Below are 16,448 nucleotides of genomic sequence, written 5' to 3'. Positions count from 1 at the left end.
AAATTATAATATAAAAAAATTAAATAGATTCAATATTTTTATTATTTTTGAAAAATTTTTCAAAGTGAGCAATATTTAGTGAATATGAATTTCCTTGCGGTTATATTATTAAAAATACATGGACAAGGATAAAAATGTTATTCACATCCGATAACAAGATATTTAAAAAGCCTTTTTATACATCATATGAAGAAGGAACTTTTAAGCTTGCCAAAACTTTAGGAGAGGAAAATTACGTTAAACCATTTAATGTATTTAAAAATTGGAATTTGGTGAGGACTTTTGAAACTAAAAGGTATAAATTAATATCCGATTACATTCATCTTATTGAAGAGGAACAATTGGATGAACGTTAAATCTAAAGAATTAAAAGTTAAGGTTCTTTTATTAATTACTGGAAGTATTGCTGCAGTAAGGATCCCCTTACTAGTAAGTCAATTAGTTAAAGATAATTATGAGATAAAGTGCGTTGTTTCTGAAAATGCTGAAAAACTAATTCAGCCACTTTCACTTTCTATCTTAAGTAGGAATAATTGCATATTAGATAAGGACCAATGGTCATATCTTCATTCAAGACCTCTACATATAGATTTATGCGAATGGGCTGATGTTTTGATAATTGCTCCTTTGACTGCAACAACACTTTCGAAGTGGGTTACAGGTAATGCTGATGGATTGATATCAAGTATTTTAATTGCGAATAATAAGCCTATTATTGTTGCTCCAGCAATGAATTCTAAGATGTGGAGTAATAAAGCTGTTCAAAGAAATTATGTATATTTGAAAGATTATCCAAATGTTTTAATCCTTAAGCCAAGCAAAGGGATCCTAGCTTGTGACGAAATTGGAGTTGGTAAAATACCCCCAAATGATTTAATACAACTAGCTCTTAAGTTTTTACTCCTTCAAAATAAAAAGCCCTATTACAGAGACTTATTAAATAAAGAGTTTTTAATTACAGGAGGTTGTACTTCAGAAAACATAGATGCAGCAAGAAAGATAACTAACAATAGTTCGGGAACTATGGGATTAATGCTTGCTCAAGTAGCAAGATTTAGGGGTGCAAAAGTCAAATATATACATGGTCCTTTAAAAAATAAACTAGATATAACAGAAGGAATTAATACGTATGAAATAGATAATAGTAATGATTTAATTCAGGAAATTGAAAAAGAAATTTCGAAATGTGATTATTTCATTATGAATGCTGCAGTAGCAGATTTCAAAATATCAGGAGATACTTCAAAAAAAATTCCAAAAAGCAAATTTGAGGATTTTTTAAATAAAAATATAGAATATGTTCCAGATATTTTAAAAGAGATAAGTAAAGTAAAAAAAGAAAATCAAATTTTTGTTGGATTTTGTGCATTTACAGGTTCTTTTAAAAGTGCAAAAAAGAGCATTAAAGAAAAAATAATGCTTAAGGGTTGTGATTTACTATTTGCAAATCCTATAGATATCGAAGACCAAGGATTTGGCTCACTTGCAAAAAATGAAGGATGGCTTTTTGATAAAAAAAATATGGAAAATTATCTAGAAAAAACATCAAAGATTGAGTTAGCTAATAATTTAATAGATGAAATTATTTCAACTAAAAAATGATCCACAACATTTATATTTGTATTTTTTTGTAATCTTAATCATTAAAAATAGTCTGATATCTTAAAATATCTCAAGTTTTAAAAATTAAAAAGCTACGAGTTGTTTCGAGGATCTAAAAAACTTTCTTTTGTGGTTCTTTACCTTGTATTATCCGTACTGAACATTTTTAAGTAATCCTTTACCAGCAGTCACAGAACTTTATTAAAATTTTATTATGAGAATTCGTTCTTTATTAGCTTTAGTTATTTCTTTTTGTTTAACTTTTGCTTTTGTCACAGATAAAACATATGCCTTCTCCGAGAGAGGAAATGCCCAATTTACAGATGTTGTAAACACAGGTAAAGCTAACGATTGTCCTTCCTTAGATTCATCTCTAGTCGGATCAATATCTTTAGGCAATGGTGATTCCTTAAAAGGGATATGCATGCATCCAACAGAAGTTTATGTAAAAGTTCCGGGATCAAAAAGAAAAGAAGCAGAATTTGTTGCAACAAAAATTATTAGCCCTAGGAATAACACTACAGTTACAGAAGTATATGGAGATATAGACTCCGGTACATTTACTGAAAAAGGTGGTATTGATTTTCAATTAATTACTGTTCTAACTCCTGGAGGTTTAGAGGTTCCATTTGCATTTTCTGCAAAAGATTTAACAGCTGATCTACCTTCCTCAATCGAGCCTGGGACAGAAGTCAGTGGTGCTACATTCACACCTAATTACAGAACAGGAGATTTTTTAGATCCTAAAGCCAGAGCCAAAAATACTGGAGTTGAATACGCTCAAGGTTTAGTTGCCCTAGGTGGAGATGATGAAGAACTTGCTAAAGAAAATATCAAAGTTGATGTAAATGGTACTGGAGTTGTAAAACTATCAATTGAAAATGTAGATTCTGATACAGATGAATTTGCAGGTACATTTGTTGCGATCCAACCTTCCGATACAGATATGGGTTCAAAAGAACCTCTTGATGTAAAAATAATTGGTGAGCTTTATGGAAGAAAAGCTTAATTCTAAATAAATATAAAAAAAGAGGGTTTAAACAAGCCCTCTTTTTTTTTAATTTATCTTATACAAATCATAAAATGAATTCACAACAAGAATCTAAAAGAGATTCAAAAGGTTTAATACCTGCTTATGGCGGTGAACTAAAAGAATTAATTATTAAGGATGAAGAACTAAAATTAAAGCTTCTTTCTCAAGTTTCGTATCAACACGAATGTAGTGATAGAAATGCTTGTGATATAGAACTATTAATGGTTGGCGGATTTTCTCCTCTAGAAGGATTTATGGATAAAGAAGAGTATAAATCTGTAATTAAAAGCCATAGAGATACAAAGGGTTTACTCTTTGGTTTGCCGATTGTATTTGATACTAATAATGCACAAATCAAGGAGGATGAAACAATATTACTCACTTATAAAAAACAAAAATTAGCGATTTTAAAAGTAAGTTCAAAATGGGAGCCAGATAAGGCCGAAGAGGCAGAATTTTGTTACGGGACTAATTCTTTGGATCATCCTGCAGTAAAGATGATTTTCAATGAAAGAGGCAGATACTACATAGGGGGTAAAGTTTATGGATTGGAGCTCCCAAATAGAGATTTTCCATGTAAAACACCAAAAGAAGTAAGAGATTTATTACCTGCTAATTTTGATGTAGTTGCTTTTCAATGTAGAAATCCAATTCATAGAGCTCATTATGAATTGTTTACTAACGCCTTACAATCGGAAAATGTTTCCTCAAATTCAGTTGTTTTGGTTCATCCAACTTGCGGGCCAACACAACAGGATGATATTCCAGGGAAAGTCCGATATTTGACCTATAAAAAATTAGAAGAAGAAATTTCTAATAAGAAAATAAAATGGGCTTTTTTGCCATACTCAATGCATATGGCTGGACCTAGAGAAGCTCTTCAACACATGATTATAAGAAGGAATTATGGATGTACTCATTTTATAATTGGTAGGGATATGGCTGGATGTAAATCATCATCAACTGGTGAAGATTTTTATGGACCTTATGATGCCCAGACTTTTGCCAATGAATGCGCAGAAGAGTTACTGATGAAAACTGTACCTTCAAAAAATTTGGTATACACAATAGAAAAAGGTTACATAACTGCCGAAGAAGCAAAAGAGAAAAAATATCAGATAATGAAACTAAGCGGTACAGAATTCAGGAAAAAGCTGAGGAATGGAGATTCAATTCCAGAATGGTTCGCATTTAAAAGTGTAGTAGATGTACTTAGAAAGTCTTAATATTGTTTTATTATTAGTATCATAGTCTTAATAGAAATTTTTTATCGTGAACAAACGTTGGAGAAACGTAGGACTTTACGTCCTAGCAGTAATTACAGTAATTTTTATAGGTACTTCTGTTTTTGATAAACCTAAGACTGAGAATGCCACCAAAACCCTTAGATATAGTGATTTTATAGAAGCTGTTCAAGATAAAGAAGTTAGCAGGGTTTTATTATCCCCAGATAGTGGAACTGCACAAGTTGTTGAAAACGATGGCAGTAGATCTGAAGTTAATCTGGCTCCAGATAAAGATTTATTAAAAATCCTAACCGAGAATGATGTAGATATAGCCGTTACACCCACAAAATTAGCTAATCCTTGGCAGCAAGCTATAAGTAGTTTAATTTTCCCGGTTTTATTAATAGGAGGTTTATTCTTCCTATTTAGAAGATCACAAAATGGAAGTGGAGGTGGTGGTGGTAATCCAGCAATGAGTTTTGGAAAAAGCAAAGCTAGACTTCAAATGGAACCTTCTACTCAAGTAACTTTTTCAGATGTTGCTGGTGTTGAAGGAGCAAAATTAGAGTTAACAGAGGTTGTAGACTTTCTTAAAAGCCCTGACAGATTTACTGCCGTTGGTGCAAAAATTCCTAAAGGTGTTCTTCTAGTTGGACCACCAGGAACAGGAAAGACTCTTTTAGCAAAAGCAGTTGCGGGCGAAGCAGGTGTGCCTTTTTTCTCAATCTCTGGATCTGAATTTGTTGAAATGTTTGTTGGAGTTGGTGCAAGTAGGGTTAGAGATTTATTTGAACAAGCTAAAAAAAATGCCCCATGTATTGTTTTTATTGATGAAATAGATGCTGTTGGAAGACAAAGAGGTGCTGGCATGGGAGGTGGAAATGACGAGAGAGAACAAACTTTAAACCAACTTTTAACTGAAATGGATGGTTTTGAGGGTAATTCTGGAATTATTATTGTTGCGGCAACTAACAGACCGGATGTTTTGGACTCAGCATTAATGAGACCAGGTAGATTTGATAGACAAGTAACTGTAGATAGGCCTGATTACGCTGGAAGATTACAAATTTTAAATGTTCATGCCAAGGATAAAACTCTTTCAAAAGATGTAGACCTTGATAAGGTTGCGAGAAGAACTCCTGGGTTTACAGGTGCTGATTTAGCTAATCTTTTAAACGAGGCAGCTATCCTTGCAGCAAGAAAAGATCTCGATACTGTAAGTAATGATGAAGTAGGAGATGCTATCGAGAGAGTAATGGCAGGACCAGAAAAGAAAGATAGAGTTATAAGTGACAGAAAGAAAGAACTTGTTGCCTATCACGAGGCAGGTCATGCTTTAGTTGGCGCTTGCATGCCTGATTATGACGCTGTAGCAAAAGTTTCCATAATTCCTAGGGGCCAAGCAGGAGGTCTAACCTTCTTTACTCCTAGTGAAGAAAGGATGGAGTCCGGCCTTTACTCACGTTCTTACCTACAAAATCAAATGGCTGTAGCCCTAGGTGGAAGAGTTGCTGAGGAAATAGTATATGGAGAAGAGGAAGTTACTACAGGAGCTTCTAACGATTTACAGCAAGTTGCTAATGTTGCAAGACAAATGATTACTAAATTTGGAATGAGCGATAAAATAGGTCCAGTAGCTTTGGGTCAATCACAAGGGGGAATGTTCCTCGGGAGAGACATGAGCGCGACAAGAGACTTCTCTGAAGATACAGCTGCAACAATTGATGTAGAAGTTTCAGAACTTGTTGATACAGCATACAAAAGAGCGACAAAAGTCCTTTCAGATAACAGAAGTGTTCTTGATGAAATGGCTTCAATGCTAATTGAGCGAGAAACAATTGATACTGAAGATATCCAAGATTTACTTAATCGATCTGAGGTTAAAGTTGCTAACTATATCTAATTTGAAAAAATTTGATATCTCCTTTAAATAAAAAAGATTCTTCCTCTAAAAGTCTAAACTTAGAATCTTTTTTCTTATTAATAAAACCAACTAAAAATATTTATACAAATACTATTGAAAAAGATTTAGTTGAACTAGAAATAGAGCTTTTAATACAGGCAGGTTTTACAAATATAGAAATTAGTTGGTCTAATAATGAAAACTGGATAAATTACGTTTCAAATTTAAGATTAAAGTTCCCAAGTCTTAATCTAGGCTCTGCTTCTATAAAAAATAAGAAATCGATAGATGACTCTATAAAAATAGGTTGCAATTATTCAATGATGAGAGGTTGGGATAGAGACCTTTTAAATTATTCAAATTCAAAAAATCATTTATTAATTCCTGGAATCAAGCATTTAAAAGATCTTAAACAAGCAATAGATTTGAATTGTAAAATTATCAAAATTTACCCGGTTAAAGATAATATTGAATTAATAAATATATCTCAATATAAAAATATAGATTTTATTGCTGCCGGAGGACTATCTATATCAGATATACCGCTATATAAATCTTTAGGATATAAAGCTATCGTAATTGGGGATATGGGTTTCAAAAATAATAAAATAGATCCAAAGATATATGAATGGCTCAGAAGAAGATCGAATTAAATAATTATTCCTATTTAATAATTGAACATTGTGCTTGATGGAGAAGCAAATGGTCTGCAAGTACGAGAGCTACCATCGAATCAACCATTGGAACTGCTCTTGGTAAAACACAAGGATCATGTCGGCCTTTAGCCTTCATTAGTACTTCTTTCCCATCAGCATTAACAGTTTTCTGCTCTTTTCCAATAGTTGCTGTTGGTTTAAAAGCTATTTTCATCTCAATATTCTCTCCATTACTTATTCCTCCCTGTATGCCTCCTGAATTATTTGATATTGTTTTAAGCTTGCTAATATCATCAGACTCAATAAACGAATCATTATGTTCACTTCCTCTTAAATAAGTTCCCAAGAAACCAGAACCTATTTCAAACCCCTTAGTAGCAGGTAATGACATCAAAGCCTTAGCAAGATCAGCTTCCAATTTATCAAAGACAGGCATACCTAATCCTGATGGAACATTTTTCACTAAACATTCAATAACACCTCCACAAGAATCACCATCTTGCTGCAATTCTTTTATTCTTTTAATCATTTTTGCAGCCACCTTATCATCTGGACATCTAACAATATTTGAATCTATTTTACTTAGAGTAAGTTTATTTTTATTTACTTGAGAGTCAATATCATGTATACGTTTTACCCAAGAAAGAATTTCAGTATTAAACAAGTTTTTTAATAGTTGTTTTGCGATAGCACCTGCAGCAACTCTTCCTATTGTTTCTCTAGCTGAGGCTCTCCCTCCTCCTGAACCAGCCTGAATTCCATACTTCAAATGATATGTGCCATCTGCGTGAGATGGCCTGAATACTTGCTCTAAATTACTATAATCTCCTGGTCTTTGATCTTTATTGCGAACCATCATTGCAATAGGGGTTCCAAGTGTTATTCCTTCTTTTAAACCACTTAATATCTCTAATTTATCATCTTCGTTTCTTGGAGTTGTAATTTTGCTCTGACCAGGTCTTCGCCTATCTAGTTCATTTTGTATGAGATCAATATTTATTTTTAACTTTGGAGGACATCCATCAAGAATAACCCCAACAGCCCCTCCATGAGATTCTCCAAAAGTAGTTACACGAAAATTTTTACCAAAACTGCTACCCATTGAAATATCAAATTATTAAAGTTCTATTAACTATTATAAGAACTCAATTGAGAATTAAACATAAAAAAAAAGCCCCCTTATAAAAGGAGGCTTTAAATTTAGAATTTTAAGCTTAACCGATAGCTGGAGCTGTAAGAGCTACTGTTGTAGACTCAGCTGCTGCTAGATCAAGTGGGAAGTTGTGAGCGTTACGCTCGTGCATTACTTCCATACCTAGGTTAGCTCTGTTAAGAACGTCACCCCATGTAGGAACAATCTTACCGTTTGCATCTACAACTGACTGGTTGAAGTTGAAACCGTTAAGGTTGAATGCCATTGTGCAGATTCCCATTGAAGTTAACCAAACACATACAACTGGGAATACAGCTAGGAAGAAGTGAAGACTTCTGCTGTTGTTGAATGAAGCATATTGGAAGATCAAACGACCGAAGTAGCCATGAGCTGCAACGATGTTATATGTTTCTTCTTCTTGTCCGAACTTGTAACCATAGTTCTGAGATTCTGTCTCAGTTGTTTCTCTGATTAGAGATGAAGTAACAAGTGAACCATGCATTGCTGAGAATAAAGATCCTCCGAACATACCTGCAACACCAGCCATGTGGAATGGGTGCATAAGAATGTTGTGCTCTGCCTGGAAAACAAACATGAAGTTGAATGTTCCAGAGATACCTAAAGGCATTCCGTCAGAGAATGAACCTTGACCGAATGGATATACAAGGAATACTGCGAAAGCTGCTGAAACTGGTGCAGAGTATGCAACACAGATCCAAGGACGCATACCTAAACGGTATGAAAGCTCCCACTGACGTCCCATGTATGCTGAGATACCAATAAGGAAGTGGAATATTACTAGCTGGTAAGGACCACCGTTGTATAACCACTCATCTACAGTAGCTGCTTCCCAAATTGGGTAGAAGTGTAGACCAATAGCATTTGAAGAAGGAACAACTGCACCTGAGATGATGTTGTTTCCGTATAGGAATGAACCAGCAACTGGTTCTCTAATTCCGTCAATGTCTACTGGAGGTGCTGCGATGAAAGCAACGATGAAACAAGCCGCTGCTGCAAGTAGGCATGGAATCATTAAGACGCCGAACCAACCAACATAAATTCTATTGTTAGTTGATGTTACCCACTCACAAAACTGTGGCCAGCCTTTTAACAGCGAAGTACGCTGCTGCTGAATAGTTGTCATGAGTTCGTAAAGTATGTCTCTAATCGAGACGTGTAATTAAAAACGAAAAAAATAATTTTCGCTTTGATAAATATAGTCCAAAATCATCAATAATGTGAAAAAGAATCTTATACCTTAGATAAATTATTCTTATGTAAAAAGGGGGGATTATCGAATTTATAAAACCTAACTAAAAAATTCCTCATACATTTGATCTGATACACTTACTACTTCTTTTTTTGTAAAACTCATTGCAATATTCTTTTCTTTGTAGGCGACCTCACCAATAAAGACAGGCCAAATAGTATCTTCATCTGCGTAAGTTTTAGTTTTACCCTCCATATCCATAAACAATGGAGCGTCCTTTTTTATTGGCTTCCAATCTTGATTGATTCTCTCAGGATGAATTAAAGCATTAATATTTCCATTTTTATCTCTGGGATAATCAATACTTCCTTGATGAACATGGACAAATAAGTCTTTCGGAAGTCTTATTTGATTATTTTTTAACTTGTTTATTTCATCTCTCAAAGAACTAATAATTATTAGAAATCTATTTATAATTTTTGGGTCATAAAAATTTTGAGCAACAGATCCTATTTCAAGGACTAATCCACATGGCCATGCTTCTACAAGAAATCCAGTTTGTTTAAGATCTTTTTCATGCAAATAAATTGGTAAACCAAATTTATGCTGAAGTAAAGCTGCTAAACAAAAATCTTTCATTCTTCTTCCATACATAACAATACTTGTTCCCATATTTGCCGTTGTAGTGTGTAAGTCAATAGCAACATCACAAGGCTCTGAACCATTGAATCCAAACTTTTCAACTAAAAAATTTGCCCTATTAGTTTCATAAATACTATTATCTTGAATTGAAGTAAAAGATCTATTTAAGTCATTATCTATATATCTACAACCTCTTTCATAAGCAAGAGGGTTTCCTATGACGAATTTATATTCAATATTTTTATCAATAGTTTTAAACTGCTTATTAAATTGATTGATTGCCCATACTGGATTAATTTCATTTCCATGAGTACCAGAAACAATTAGTATTTTTTTCAAGGTCATTTAAAAAATTAAAATTCTAAGTTTATGCAAAATAAATACCTCATTAACTTTTCGAAAAAATTCTGGTTTTGGTTTTGGACAAAATTAATGAATGGTTTCGCACCTTCAGATTTACAAGGAAATTATAGAAGGCCGAGAGGGATACTAATAAATAAAAATTATGAATTTAAAGTCAAGAATGAAAATTCTTACTTATTAGTAGGGAATTCTTGTCCGTGGTGTCATAGAACTTTACTCATTTACAAGCTGAAAAACTTATCAAAGAAAGTCAAAGTTATTTTTTTAGAAGCAGATATTAATAGTGGTCAATGGATTTTTAAAAAAAAGTTTGAGGAATGCGAGACTCTTCATCAATTTTATAAAAAAGCCCAAAAGCATAATCTTTTTAGGGCGACATTACCATTACTATTTAATTTTCAAAATGATCAGATTAATATCTTATCTAATGAAAGTTCTGAAATAGTAAAGTTTCTGAACTCAATAAAAGTAGACTCCTCTCAAAAAACACTTCAAATAAGAAAATGCGATCAAGATTTACTAGAAATAATTCATTCTGACATTAACAATGGTGTTTATAAATGCGGATTTGCCAGAAATCAGATCTCTTATGAAAAAGCAAGTAAGAACCTTTTTGAGGCTTTAACTATAATAGAAAAAAAATTTGATAAGAATGTAGGTAATTGGATTTGTGGAGAAGATTTAACTTATGCAGATATCTATTTATTTCCAACAATTATTCGTTGGGAATTAATATATAGGCAACTTTTTAAATGTACTGAAAAAGAAATTTCAGATTTTAGAAATATTATTAAATGGAGATTAAGGTTTTTTAAATTAACTAAGGTTTCTGAAACATGTTTTGACTCTGAATGGAAAAAAGATTATTACAAAGCATTATTCCCTTTAAATCCTAATCAAATCATCCCAGTTCTTCCTTCTTTAAAGGAAATAATGCAATCACTTCCAAAGTAGATTTTTTTTTAAAATAATTATTGATTTACATATTTCATGTTGTAATGAACACGAACTTTAAAAGTACATGATGCAAAATCAATTCAAATTAACTATGTTATAGATATCTACTTTAGTATGAACAACTGAAAAAGAAATCCATTGACGAACACATTCAAAAAGATCAATCGGAAATCGCCTCTGCAAAAGAAGAGGGAAATCTTCCAAAGGTCAGACATTTAACTGAAGAATTAAAAGATCTCGAAGGATATAAGGATCATCATCCTGAAGATAAGCATGATCCGAATGCATTAGAGTTATTCTGCGATGCAAATCCAGACGAACCTGAATGTTTAGTTTATGACGATTAATTTTTAATTTTAAAAATGTAAAAAATAATAGGGGCTTTATTAGCCCCTTTCCTTTTTTATTTTTTATTTTTTATTTTTTATTTTTTATTTTTTATTTTTTATTTTTTATTTTTTTATTAATAATCCATGTTGAAATCAGATGGACTTCCAGTTAATGAACAGACAACAGATTCTTCATTCTTCATTTCTTTTACTTCTACTATCGGTCTTCCCATTTTCTTTAAAACTTGAATATCTTGGATAGTCTGGCACCTGGCGATTATTTGTCCTTGTTGATCAAAGCAACTATAAAAATTCATAAGTTTATTAAAGGCAATATCTAATTTATGGCTAATTTCCTAAATTAAATCAAGTAATTTGATTAATAAAATAATATTTCCAAAAAATTAAATTCTCTTCCAAACCTCAGAAAGTAGTGGAGATAAACCTTTTCGTAAAGATGAAGAAATAACTAAAACTTTTTTCTTAGATAAATTTTCTAACTTTTTTGTAATTGTTTGCAAATAATTTTCATCTACAAGTTCCATCTTATTAAGTACAACTATTCTTTCTTTATTTAAAAGACCACTTCCATATCGTTTTAATTCTTTCTCAATTATCTCGAAATCACGAATAGGATTTTCAGCAATTGAATCAATCAAATGAATAAGTATTTTAGTTCTTTGAATATGTCTTAAAAAATCATGTCCCAATCCTACTCCTTCAGCAGCTCCAGATATTAAACCAGGAATATCCGCAAAAAGGCACCCATTCCCATCAGCTTTTCTTACTACACCTAAATTAGGGATCAAAGTTGTAAAAGGGTAGTTTGCGATTTTTGGTCTTGCTGATGATAAAACAGAAATTAAAGTACTCTTCCCAGCATTAGGAAGACCTATAATACCCACTTCAGCAAGAAGTTTTAATTCTAATTGCACCTCCCATATCTCTCCTTCTTTTCCCTCAGTGAAAGATTCCGGAGCTCTATTTTGATTACTTAAATAATAAGCATTTCCATGTCCGCCTCTCCCTCCATGAGCAATAGTTAAACTTTGCTTATCCTCAGTTAAATCACCCAGGATAATACCAGTATTAAAATCTCTAATTTCTGTTCCACAAGGAACTTTTAGGATTGTATTCTCTCCTGAAGCTCCAGATCTTTTGTTTGGACCTCCCTTGAAACCATCTTTAGCAAATATTTCTCTATTAAATTTAAAATCTAAAAGTGTTTGAAGATTATTATCAGCGATAATGATTATTGAACCACCCTTACCTCCATTACCTCCTGAAGGGCCACCGGCCGGAACAAATTTTTCTCTTCTAAATGAAACTATTCCATTGCCGCCTTTACCAGCTTTGAGAATAATGTTTGCTTGATCAATAAATTGCACTTAAAAGTTTTTTGAATGATTTTTTTATAGATACTTATAGATTTTATTTTATCCACGCAATACTGCAACCAGATCCTCCTTCATTAGTTGCTGCATCTTCAACTTTATCGACATAATGCAAACTAGATAGCCAGATAAGTAATCCTTTTTTTAATTTTCCAGTTCCAATTCCATGAACTATCCAAAGTGGTCCATGAAACTTTCTAATTTTTTCCTCAATTATTATTTCTGCTTCATGGACTCTCATACCCCTAACGTCTATGGTATTTTTATTTGTTCTAATTTTAGAAAAAGAAAAATCTTCTCTTACAGAATTTATTTGAATTTTAGAATTTTTGAAATTGGGTTTTTCCCCATTAAGACCTTCAAATTCGTTAATTAATAATGTACTTCTAAATGATCCACATTTAACCTCGAAAGATCTTGCTTTTCGATCTATATCAATTATTTGACCAGTACTATTTAAACTTTTAATTTTTATAAAATCTCCTATTTTAGGGCTCCAAGAAATTTCTTTATTGATATTTGTTTGAGTTAAATGTTCCTTCTCAATCTCTTTAAGCCTAATTCCAATTAATCTAGAATCTTCTCCATTTGCATTTTGGTCTTTTAATTTCTTAATCAAATTAATAACCTCTTTTTTAGCTGCTCTTATGTATTTTGATAATTTTTGTTTTTCACTTTCCTGTATTTTTTCAGCATTATTTTTTTGAAATTCATAATTACTCTTTATTTCATCATGCAATATTTCTGTTCTAGCTATAAGTTCAGCAGCCTCTTCTGCCGAATTTTGTTGCTTTATCCTCTCATCTTCTAGCCCTTTAATAATACTATTTATATTTTCAACTTCTTTCGGTTTTAAATAATTAGCAGCTTCATTGAGTATTTTTTCATCAATCCCAATTCTCCTTGAAATTGATAAGGCATTACTTCTTCCAGGTATTCCCCAGTTCAAAGTATACCTTGGCTTGAAAGATTCTTCGTCAAAAGCAACTGAAACATTTTCGAATCTATCGTCACTATATTTTAAAGCTTTTATATCACCATAATGAGTTGTGGCTAGAGTTATATCAGATAGGGTTGCGAATTCTTTTAGTAATGCGATTGCAAGAGCGGTACCTTCAGAGGGATCAGTCCCAGATCCTATTTCATCTAATAAAACAACTGATAGCCCCTTTTTATTATTAAGAGATTCCAGAATATTTCTAATACGCAAAATATGCCCACTGAAAGTAGATAGATTTCCCTCCAAGGATTGATCATCACCAATATCCACAAATATATTTGGACAAAAAGGGATAATTGGATTTTTTATTGATGGAATAAATAATCCCGATCTAGCCATTAATAATGCTATTCCAAGACCTTTTAAAGCAACAGTTTTGCCTCCAGTATTAGGACCCGTTATGGCTACTACCTTAGTATTTCTATTTATATGAAAATCTATAGATACTGGTTTGGGAGCTTCTTTTTTTTTATTTTCCCAAATCAAAAGAGGATGCGAAAAACCTATTAAATTAACTATTGGATTATTCTCAACAATTGGAGCATTACCTCCAATCCAATTTGAATATCTTGAACGTATAAGAGCATGCTCAGTTCTCAATAGAATATCTGACATTTCAATAAGGCTTTTATCATTATCACTAACAATTTGTGACCATTCTTTTAATAATTTAAATTCTTCTCCTGCTACTCTGGCTTCCATTGAAGCAATTTTATTACCCTTAAATACAATAGATTCTGGCTCCAAATATATGGTATTTCCTGATGCAGAAGAATCATGAATTATACCTTTGAATTTCTCACCAAATTGTACTTTTATAGCTACAACAGGTCTCCCATATCTATCACCAATAATAGTATCTTGAATATAATTAATATTTTTTTGAATAAATTTATCTACTAATATCCTTCTTTCTGATTTCTTAGATAATAAATCTTGTCTAAGATTAGCTAATTTCTGACTAGCTCGATCGGAAATTCTACCATTTGATTCAATACCATTTTTTAGAATTTTTTCAATTTGATTATGATCAATTAAACGATTTAAAAAAGAAGAAATAAAAGGTCTTGCCTCAAAATCTAAGAGTATTTTTTTTAAATCTTTTGCCGCAGATATTGTTTCTGCTATTTCTAATAATTCAGAAGAATTAATAACCCCTCCTTTTGAACAAATCTCAATATTTTTACTTATATCAAATACACCTGAAAAACTAATAGATTTATCTAAGGTCTTTTCTAACTCATTTATTTCGATAGTTTCTTGCAATAATCTTCTGGAAATTTCATATTCAGTAGGAATCTCAGACTCTAATATTGCATTTTCTCCCATTTTTGTAGAAGCAAAAGAGGAGAGCTGAATTTTTAAATTATCCCATTCTAAAAGACTTATAGATTCTTCTGAAAGTGATCTATGAGCGGATGAATTTTTATAATGACTTTTCTCTATCATTCAATCGAAATAATCAAATATTTGATTTAATCCCACCGGCAGGAACATAAAGCATTTCAAGCCAGTTACCTTCTGTATCTTGCATATAAAAAGAAGCCGTTCCATCTCGATGTTCATGAATAGGTGCAACTTTCACTCCAGATTTTTTTAAATCTGAATAAATATTTTCCACTTCCTTTTTATCTTCGAAATGAAAAGCAAAATGTGGACCAGCTGCTTTATAACTAGTCCCCAATAAAGCAAGTCCATCTTTCCCTTTACCAGCCTCCAGATAGCACCAATCTTTATCATCCCAAATTAATTGCATACCTAAATTCAAATAAAAAGACTTAGCTCTATCTAGATTTTCTACTCTAAGTGCAATATGTCCGATTCTTTGGACACCTTTTGAACTTTTTAAAAGCAAAATAATTAATAATATTTATATAAGAATAAACAAATTTTTTAACTTTAATGAGTTTTTACTTCTCATTCAACCATTTTGATGCATCACAAGCATGATAGGTGAGTATTAATTTTGCCCCTGCTCTTTTAAAACTAAGCAATGTTTCTAAAACAATATCCTTTTCATTAATCCAATTTTTCATAGCAGCAGCCTTTACCATTGAATATTCTCCACTCACGTTATAAGCAGCTATTGGTTTATTTGAAAAAGTACTCAGCCGATAAACTATGTCTAGATAAGAGACACCAGGCTTAACCATCAAAATATCTGCACCCTCATATTGATCTAATGCCGATTCAATTAAAGCCTCCCTAGAGTTAGCAGGATCCATTTGATATGTTGATTTATTATCTGGAATTATTTTCCTATTATTCTCTTTCGGGGCAGAATCTAATGCTGTTCTAAAAGGACCATAATAAGCAGATGAAAATTTTGCGGTATAGCTAATAATTCCCACATCGCTAAATCCCTCAATATCCAAAGCAGTTCTTATAGCTCCAACTCTCCCATCCATCATGTCACTTGGACCAATAAAATCTGCTCCCGCTCTTGCTTGAGTAATAGCCTGTTTTTTCAGAATCTCAATGGTTTCATCATTCAATATTTTTCCATTGTCATCAACCAAGCCATCATGTCCATCACATGAATAGGGATCTAAGGCAACATCAGTCATAATTGCCATCTCAGGGATCTCTTTTTTTAATATTCGAATAGCCTTAGGTATTAAACCAGCTTCATTGAAACATTCTGATCCGTCTTCTGTTTTTAAACTATCGTCAATTTTTGGAAAAAGTACAATACATCTAATACCTAATTCCCAGGCTCTAGAAACTTCCTTAATTAATCCATTCATGTCCCATCTATAAATACCAGGCATTGCAGATATTTCTTCTTGGAAATCCTTTTCGTGAATAAACAGTGGATATATAAAATCTTGAGGATGCAGATGGTTTTCTCTTACCATCTCTCTTATTGCGTCTGTCCTTCTCAATCTTCTTGGGCGAATGATCAAATTCATTTGAATATTTTGAAGTTATAAAGTAATTATTTAACTAATACGATAGTCTCTTGACTTCCATAAAAAAT

General features: G+C 32.3%; 16 protein-coding genes. 8 read left to right on the top strand and 8 right to left on the bottom strand.

Features of this window, described 5'->3' with window-relative positions:
- Positions 1-134 precede the first annotated feature (134 nt).
- From TX50_RS01185 to TX50_RS01160, 6 genes are all read left to right on the top strand, one after another.
- Positions 135-356, top strand: a complete 222-nt coding sequence (locus TX50_RS01185; RefSeq protein ID WP_011131869.1) for a DUF2555 domain-containing protein — start codon at positions 135-137, stop codon at positions 354-356.
- The gene (gene coaBC, locus TX50_RS01180) at positions 346-1,602 is read left to right on the top strand and encodes a bifunctional phosphopantothenoylcysteine decarboxylase/phosphopantothenate--cysteine ligase CoaBC (protein ID WP_011131868.1); all 1,257 of its coding nucleotides are present in this window, start codon (positions 346-348) and stop codon (positions 1,600-1,602) included. The genes TX50_RS01185 and coaBC overlap by 11 nt, the downstream gene beginning before the upstream one ends.
- Before the next feature lie 214 nt (positions 1,603-1,816).
- On the top strand, positions 1,817-2,611 hold the full coding sequence (locus TX50_RS01175; protein ID WP_011131867.1) for a photosystem II manganese-stabilizing polypeptide: 795 nt from the start codon (positions 1,817-1,819) through the stop codon (positions 2,609-2,611).
- 74 nt (positions 2,612-2,685) lie between these two features.
- Positions 2,686-3,861, top strand: a complete 1,176-nt coding sequence (gene sat, locus TX50_RS01170; protein ID WP_011131866.1) for a sulfate adenylyltransferase — start codon at positions 2,686-2,688, stop codon at positions 3,859-3,861.
- A gap of 46 nt (positions 3,862-3,907) precedes the next feature.
- Entirely contained in the window at positions 3,908-5,764 is a 1,857-nt protein-coding gene (ftsH, locus tag TX50_RS01165) for an ATP-dependent zinc metalloprotease FtsH (protein ID WP_011131865.1), read from the top strand.
- A gap of 11 nt (positions 5,765-5,775) precedes the next feature.
- Positions 5,776-6,417 (top strand): bifunctional 4-hydroxy-2-oxoglutarate aldolase/2-dehydro-3-deoxy-phosphogluconate aldolase, encoded by a 642-nt coding sequence (locus TX50_RS01160; protein ID WP_011131864.1) that lies wholly within the window; start codon positions 5,776-5,778, stop codon positions 6,415-6,417.
- A gap of 10 nt (positions 6,418-6,427) precedes the next feature.
- On the opposite strand, the gene aroC is transcribed toward TX50_RS01160, so the two are convergent.
- The 3 genes from aroC to TX50_RS01145 form a co-directional block, all read right to left on the bottom strand.
- A complete protein-coding gene (gene aroC / locus TX50_RS01155; protein ID WP_011131863.1) occupies positions 6,428-7,522 on the bottom strand; it encodes a chorismate synthase in 1,095 nt (364 codons plus the stop codon).
- Between the two features lie 112 nt (positions 7,523-7,634).
- Positions 7,635-8,717 (bottom strand): photosystem II q(b) protein, encoded by a 1,083-nt coding sequence (psbA, locus tag TX50_RS01150; RefSeq protein ID WP_011131862.1) that lies wholly within the window; start codon positions 8,715-8,717, stop codon positions 7,635-7,637.
- A 165-nt stretch (positions 8,718-8,882) separates the two neighbouring features.
- Entirely contained in the window at positions 8,883-9,770 is an 888-nt protein-coding gene (locus TX50_RS01145) for an aspartoacylase (RefSeq protein WP_011131861.1), read from the bottom strand.
- A gap of 87 nt (positions 9,771-9,857) precedes the next feature.
- Between TX50_RS01145 and TX50_RS01140 the strand changes: the two genes are divergently transcribed.
- Both TX50_RS01140 and TX50_RS09240 read left to right on the top strand, forming a co-directional pair.
- Positions 9,858-10,742, top strand: coding sequence for a glutathione S-transferase family protein (locus tag TX50_RS01140; RefSeq protein ID WP_327077674.1), 885 nt, complete (start codon positions 9,858-9,860; stop codon positions 10,740-10,742).
- Positions 10,743-10,867: 125 nt separating this feature from the next.
- Positions 10,868-11,092, top strand: coding sequence for a Calvin cycle protein CP12 (locus tag TX50_RS09240; RefSeq protein WP_011131859.1), 225 nt, complete (start codon positions 10,868-10,870; stop codon positions 11,090-11,092).
- A gap of 116 nt (positions 11,093-11,208) precedes the next feature.
- Here the strand turns inward: TX50_RS09240 and TX50_RS01130 are convergent, their stop codons facing one another.
- From TX50_RS01130 to hemB, 5 genes are all read right to left on the bottom strand, one after another.
- Complete coding sequence (locus tag TX50_RS01130) at positions 11,209-11,391, bottom strand: hypothetical protein (protein WP_011131858.1); 183 nt, start codon at positions 11,389-11,391, stop codon at positions 11,209-11,211.
- Between the two features lie 87 nt (positions 11,392-11,478).
- Positions 11,479-12,462 carry a GTPase ObgE gene (gene obgE / locus TX50_RS01125; protein WP_011131857.1) on the bottom strand — a complete coding sequence of 328 codons (984 nt, stop codon included), beginning with the start codon at positions 12,460-12,462 and terminating at the stop codon, positions 11,479-11,481.
- A 43-nt stretch (positions 12,463-12,505) separates the two neighbouring features.
- Complete coding sequence (locus TX50_RS01120; protein ID WP_011131856.1) at positions 12,506-14,917, bottom strand: endonuclease MutS2; 2,412 nt, start codon at positions 14,915-14,917, stop codon at positions 12,506-12,508.
- 13 nt (positions 14,918-14,930) lie between these two features.
- Complete coding sequence (locus TX50_RS01115; protein ID WP_011131855.1) at positions 14,931-15,323, bottom strand: VOC family protein; 393 nt, start codon at positions 15,321-15,323, stop codon at positions 14,931-14,933.
- A 55-nt stretch (positions 15,324-15,378) separates the two neighbouring features.
- Positions 15,379-16,380 (bottom strand): porphobilinogen synthase, encoded by a 1,002-nt coding sequence (hemB, locus tag TX50_RS01110; RefSeq protein ID WP_011131854.1) that lies wholly within the window; start codon positions 16,378-16,380, stop codon positions 15,379-15,381.
- Positions 16,381-16,448: the final 68 nt, after the last annotated feature.

Origin of the sequence: Prochlorococcus marinus subsp. pastoris str. CCMP1986 (assembly GCF_000011465.1) — a bacterium.
GTDB lineage: Bacteria > Cyanobacteriota > Cyanobacteriia > PCC-6307 > Cyanobiaceae > Prochlorococcus_A > Prochlorococcus_A pastoris.
Note: the sequence above shows the minus strand (reverse complement) of the source record. Positions and strands in the feature narration are given on the sequence as shown.

Excerpts from the sequence above, each read along its gene's own strand:
- coaBC (WP_011131868.1), top strand. The coding sequence starts at position 346 with ATGAACGTTAAATCTAAAGAATTAAAAGTTAAGGTTCTTTTATTAATT.
- TX50_RS01145 (WP_011131861.1), bottom strand. The coding sequence starts at position 9,770 with ATGACCTTGAAAAAAATACTAATTGTTTCTGGTACTCATGGAAATGAA.
- aroC (WP_011131863.1), bottom strand. The coding sequence starts at position 7,522 with ATGGGTAGCAGTTTTGGTAAAAATTTTCGTGTAACTACTTTTGGAGAA.
- TX50_RS01185 (WP_011131869.1), top strand. The coding sequence starts at position 135 with ATGTTATTCACATCCGATAACAAGATATTTAAAAAGCCTTTTTATACA.
- TX50_RS01175 (WP_011131867.1), top strand. The coding sequence starts at position 1,817 with ATGAGAATTCGTTCTTTATTAGCTTTAGTTATTTCTTTTTGTTTAACT.
- TX50_RS01140 (WP_327077674.1), top strand. The coding sequence starts at position 9,858 with ATGAATGGTTTCGCACCTTCAGATTTACAAGGAAATTATAGAAGGCCG.
- sat (WP_011131866.1), top strand. The coding sequence starts at position 2,686 with ATGAATTCACAACAAGAATCTAAAAGAGATTCAAAAGGTTTAATACCT.
- hemB (WP_011131854.1), bottom strand. The coding sequence starts at position 16,380 with ATGAATTTGATCATTCGCCCAAGAAGATTGAGAAGGACAGACGCAATA.
- TX50_RS01130 (WP_011131858.1), bottom strand. The coding sequence starts at position 11,391 with ATGAATTTTTATAGTTGCTTTGATCAACAAGGACAAATAATCGCCAGG.
- psbA (WP_011131862.1), bottom strand. The coding sequence starts at position 8,717 with ATGACAACTATTCAGCAGCAGCGTACTTCGCTGTTAAAAGGCTGGCCA.
- TX50_RS01120 (WP_011131856.1), bottom strand. The coding sequence starts at position 14,917 with ATGATAGAGAAAAGTCATTATAAAAATTCATCCGCTCATAGATCACTT.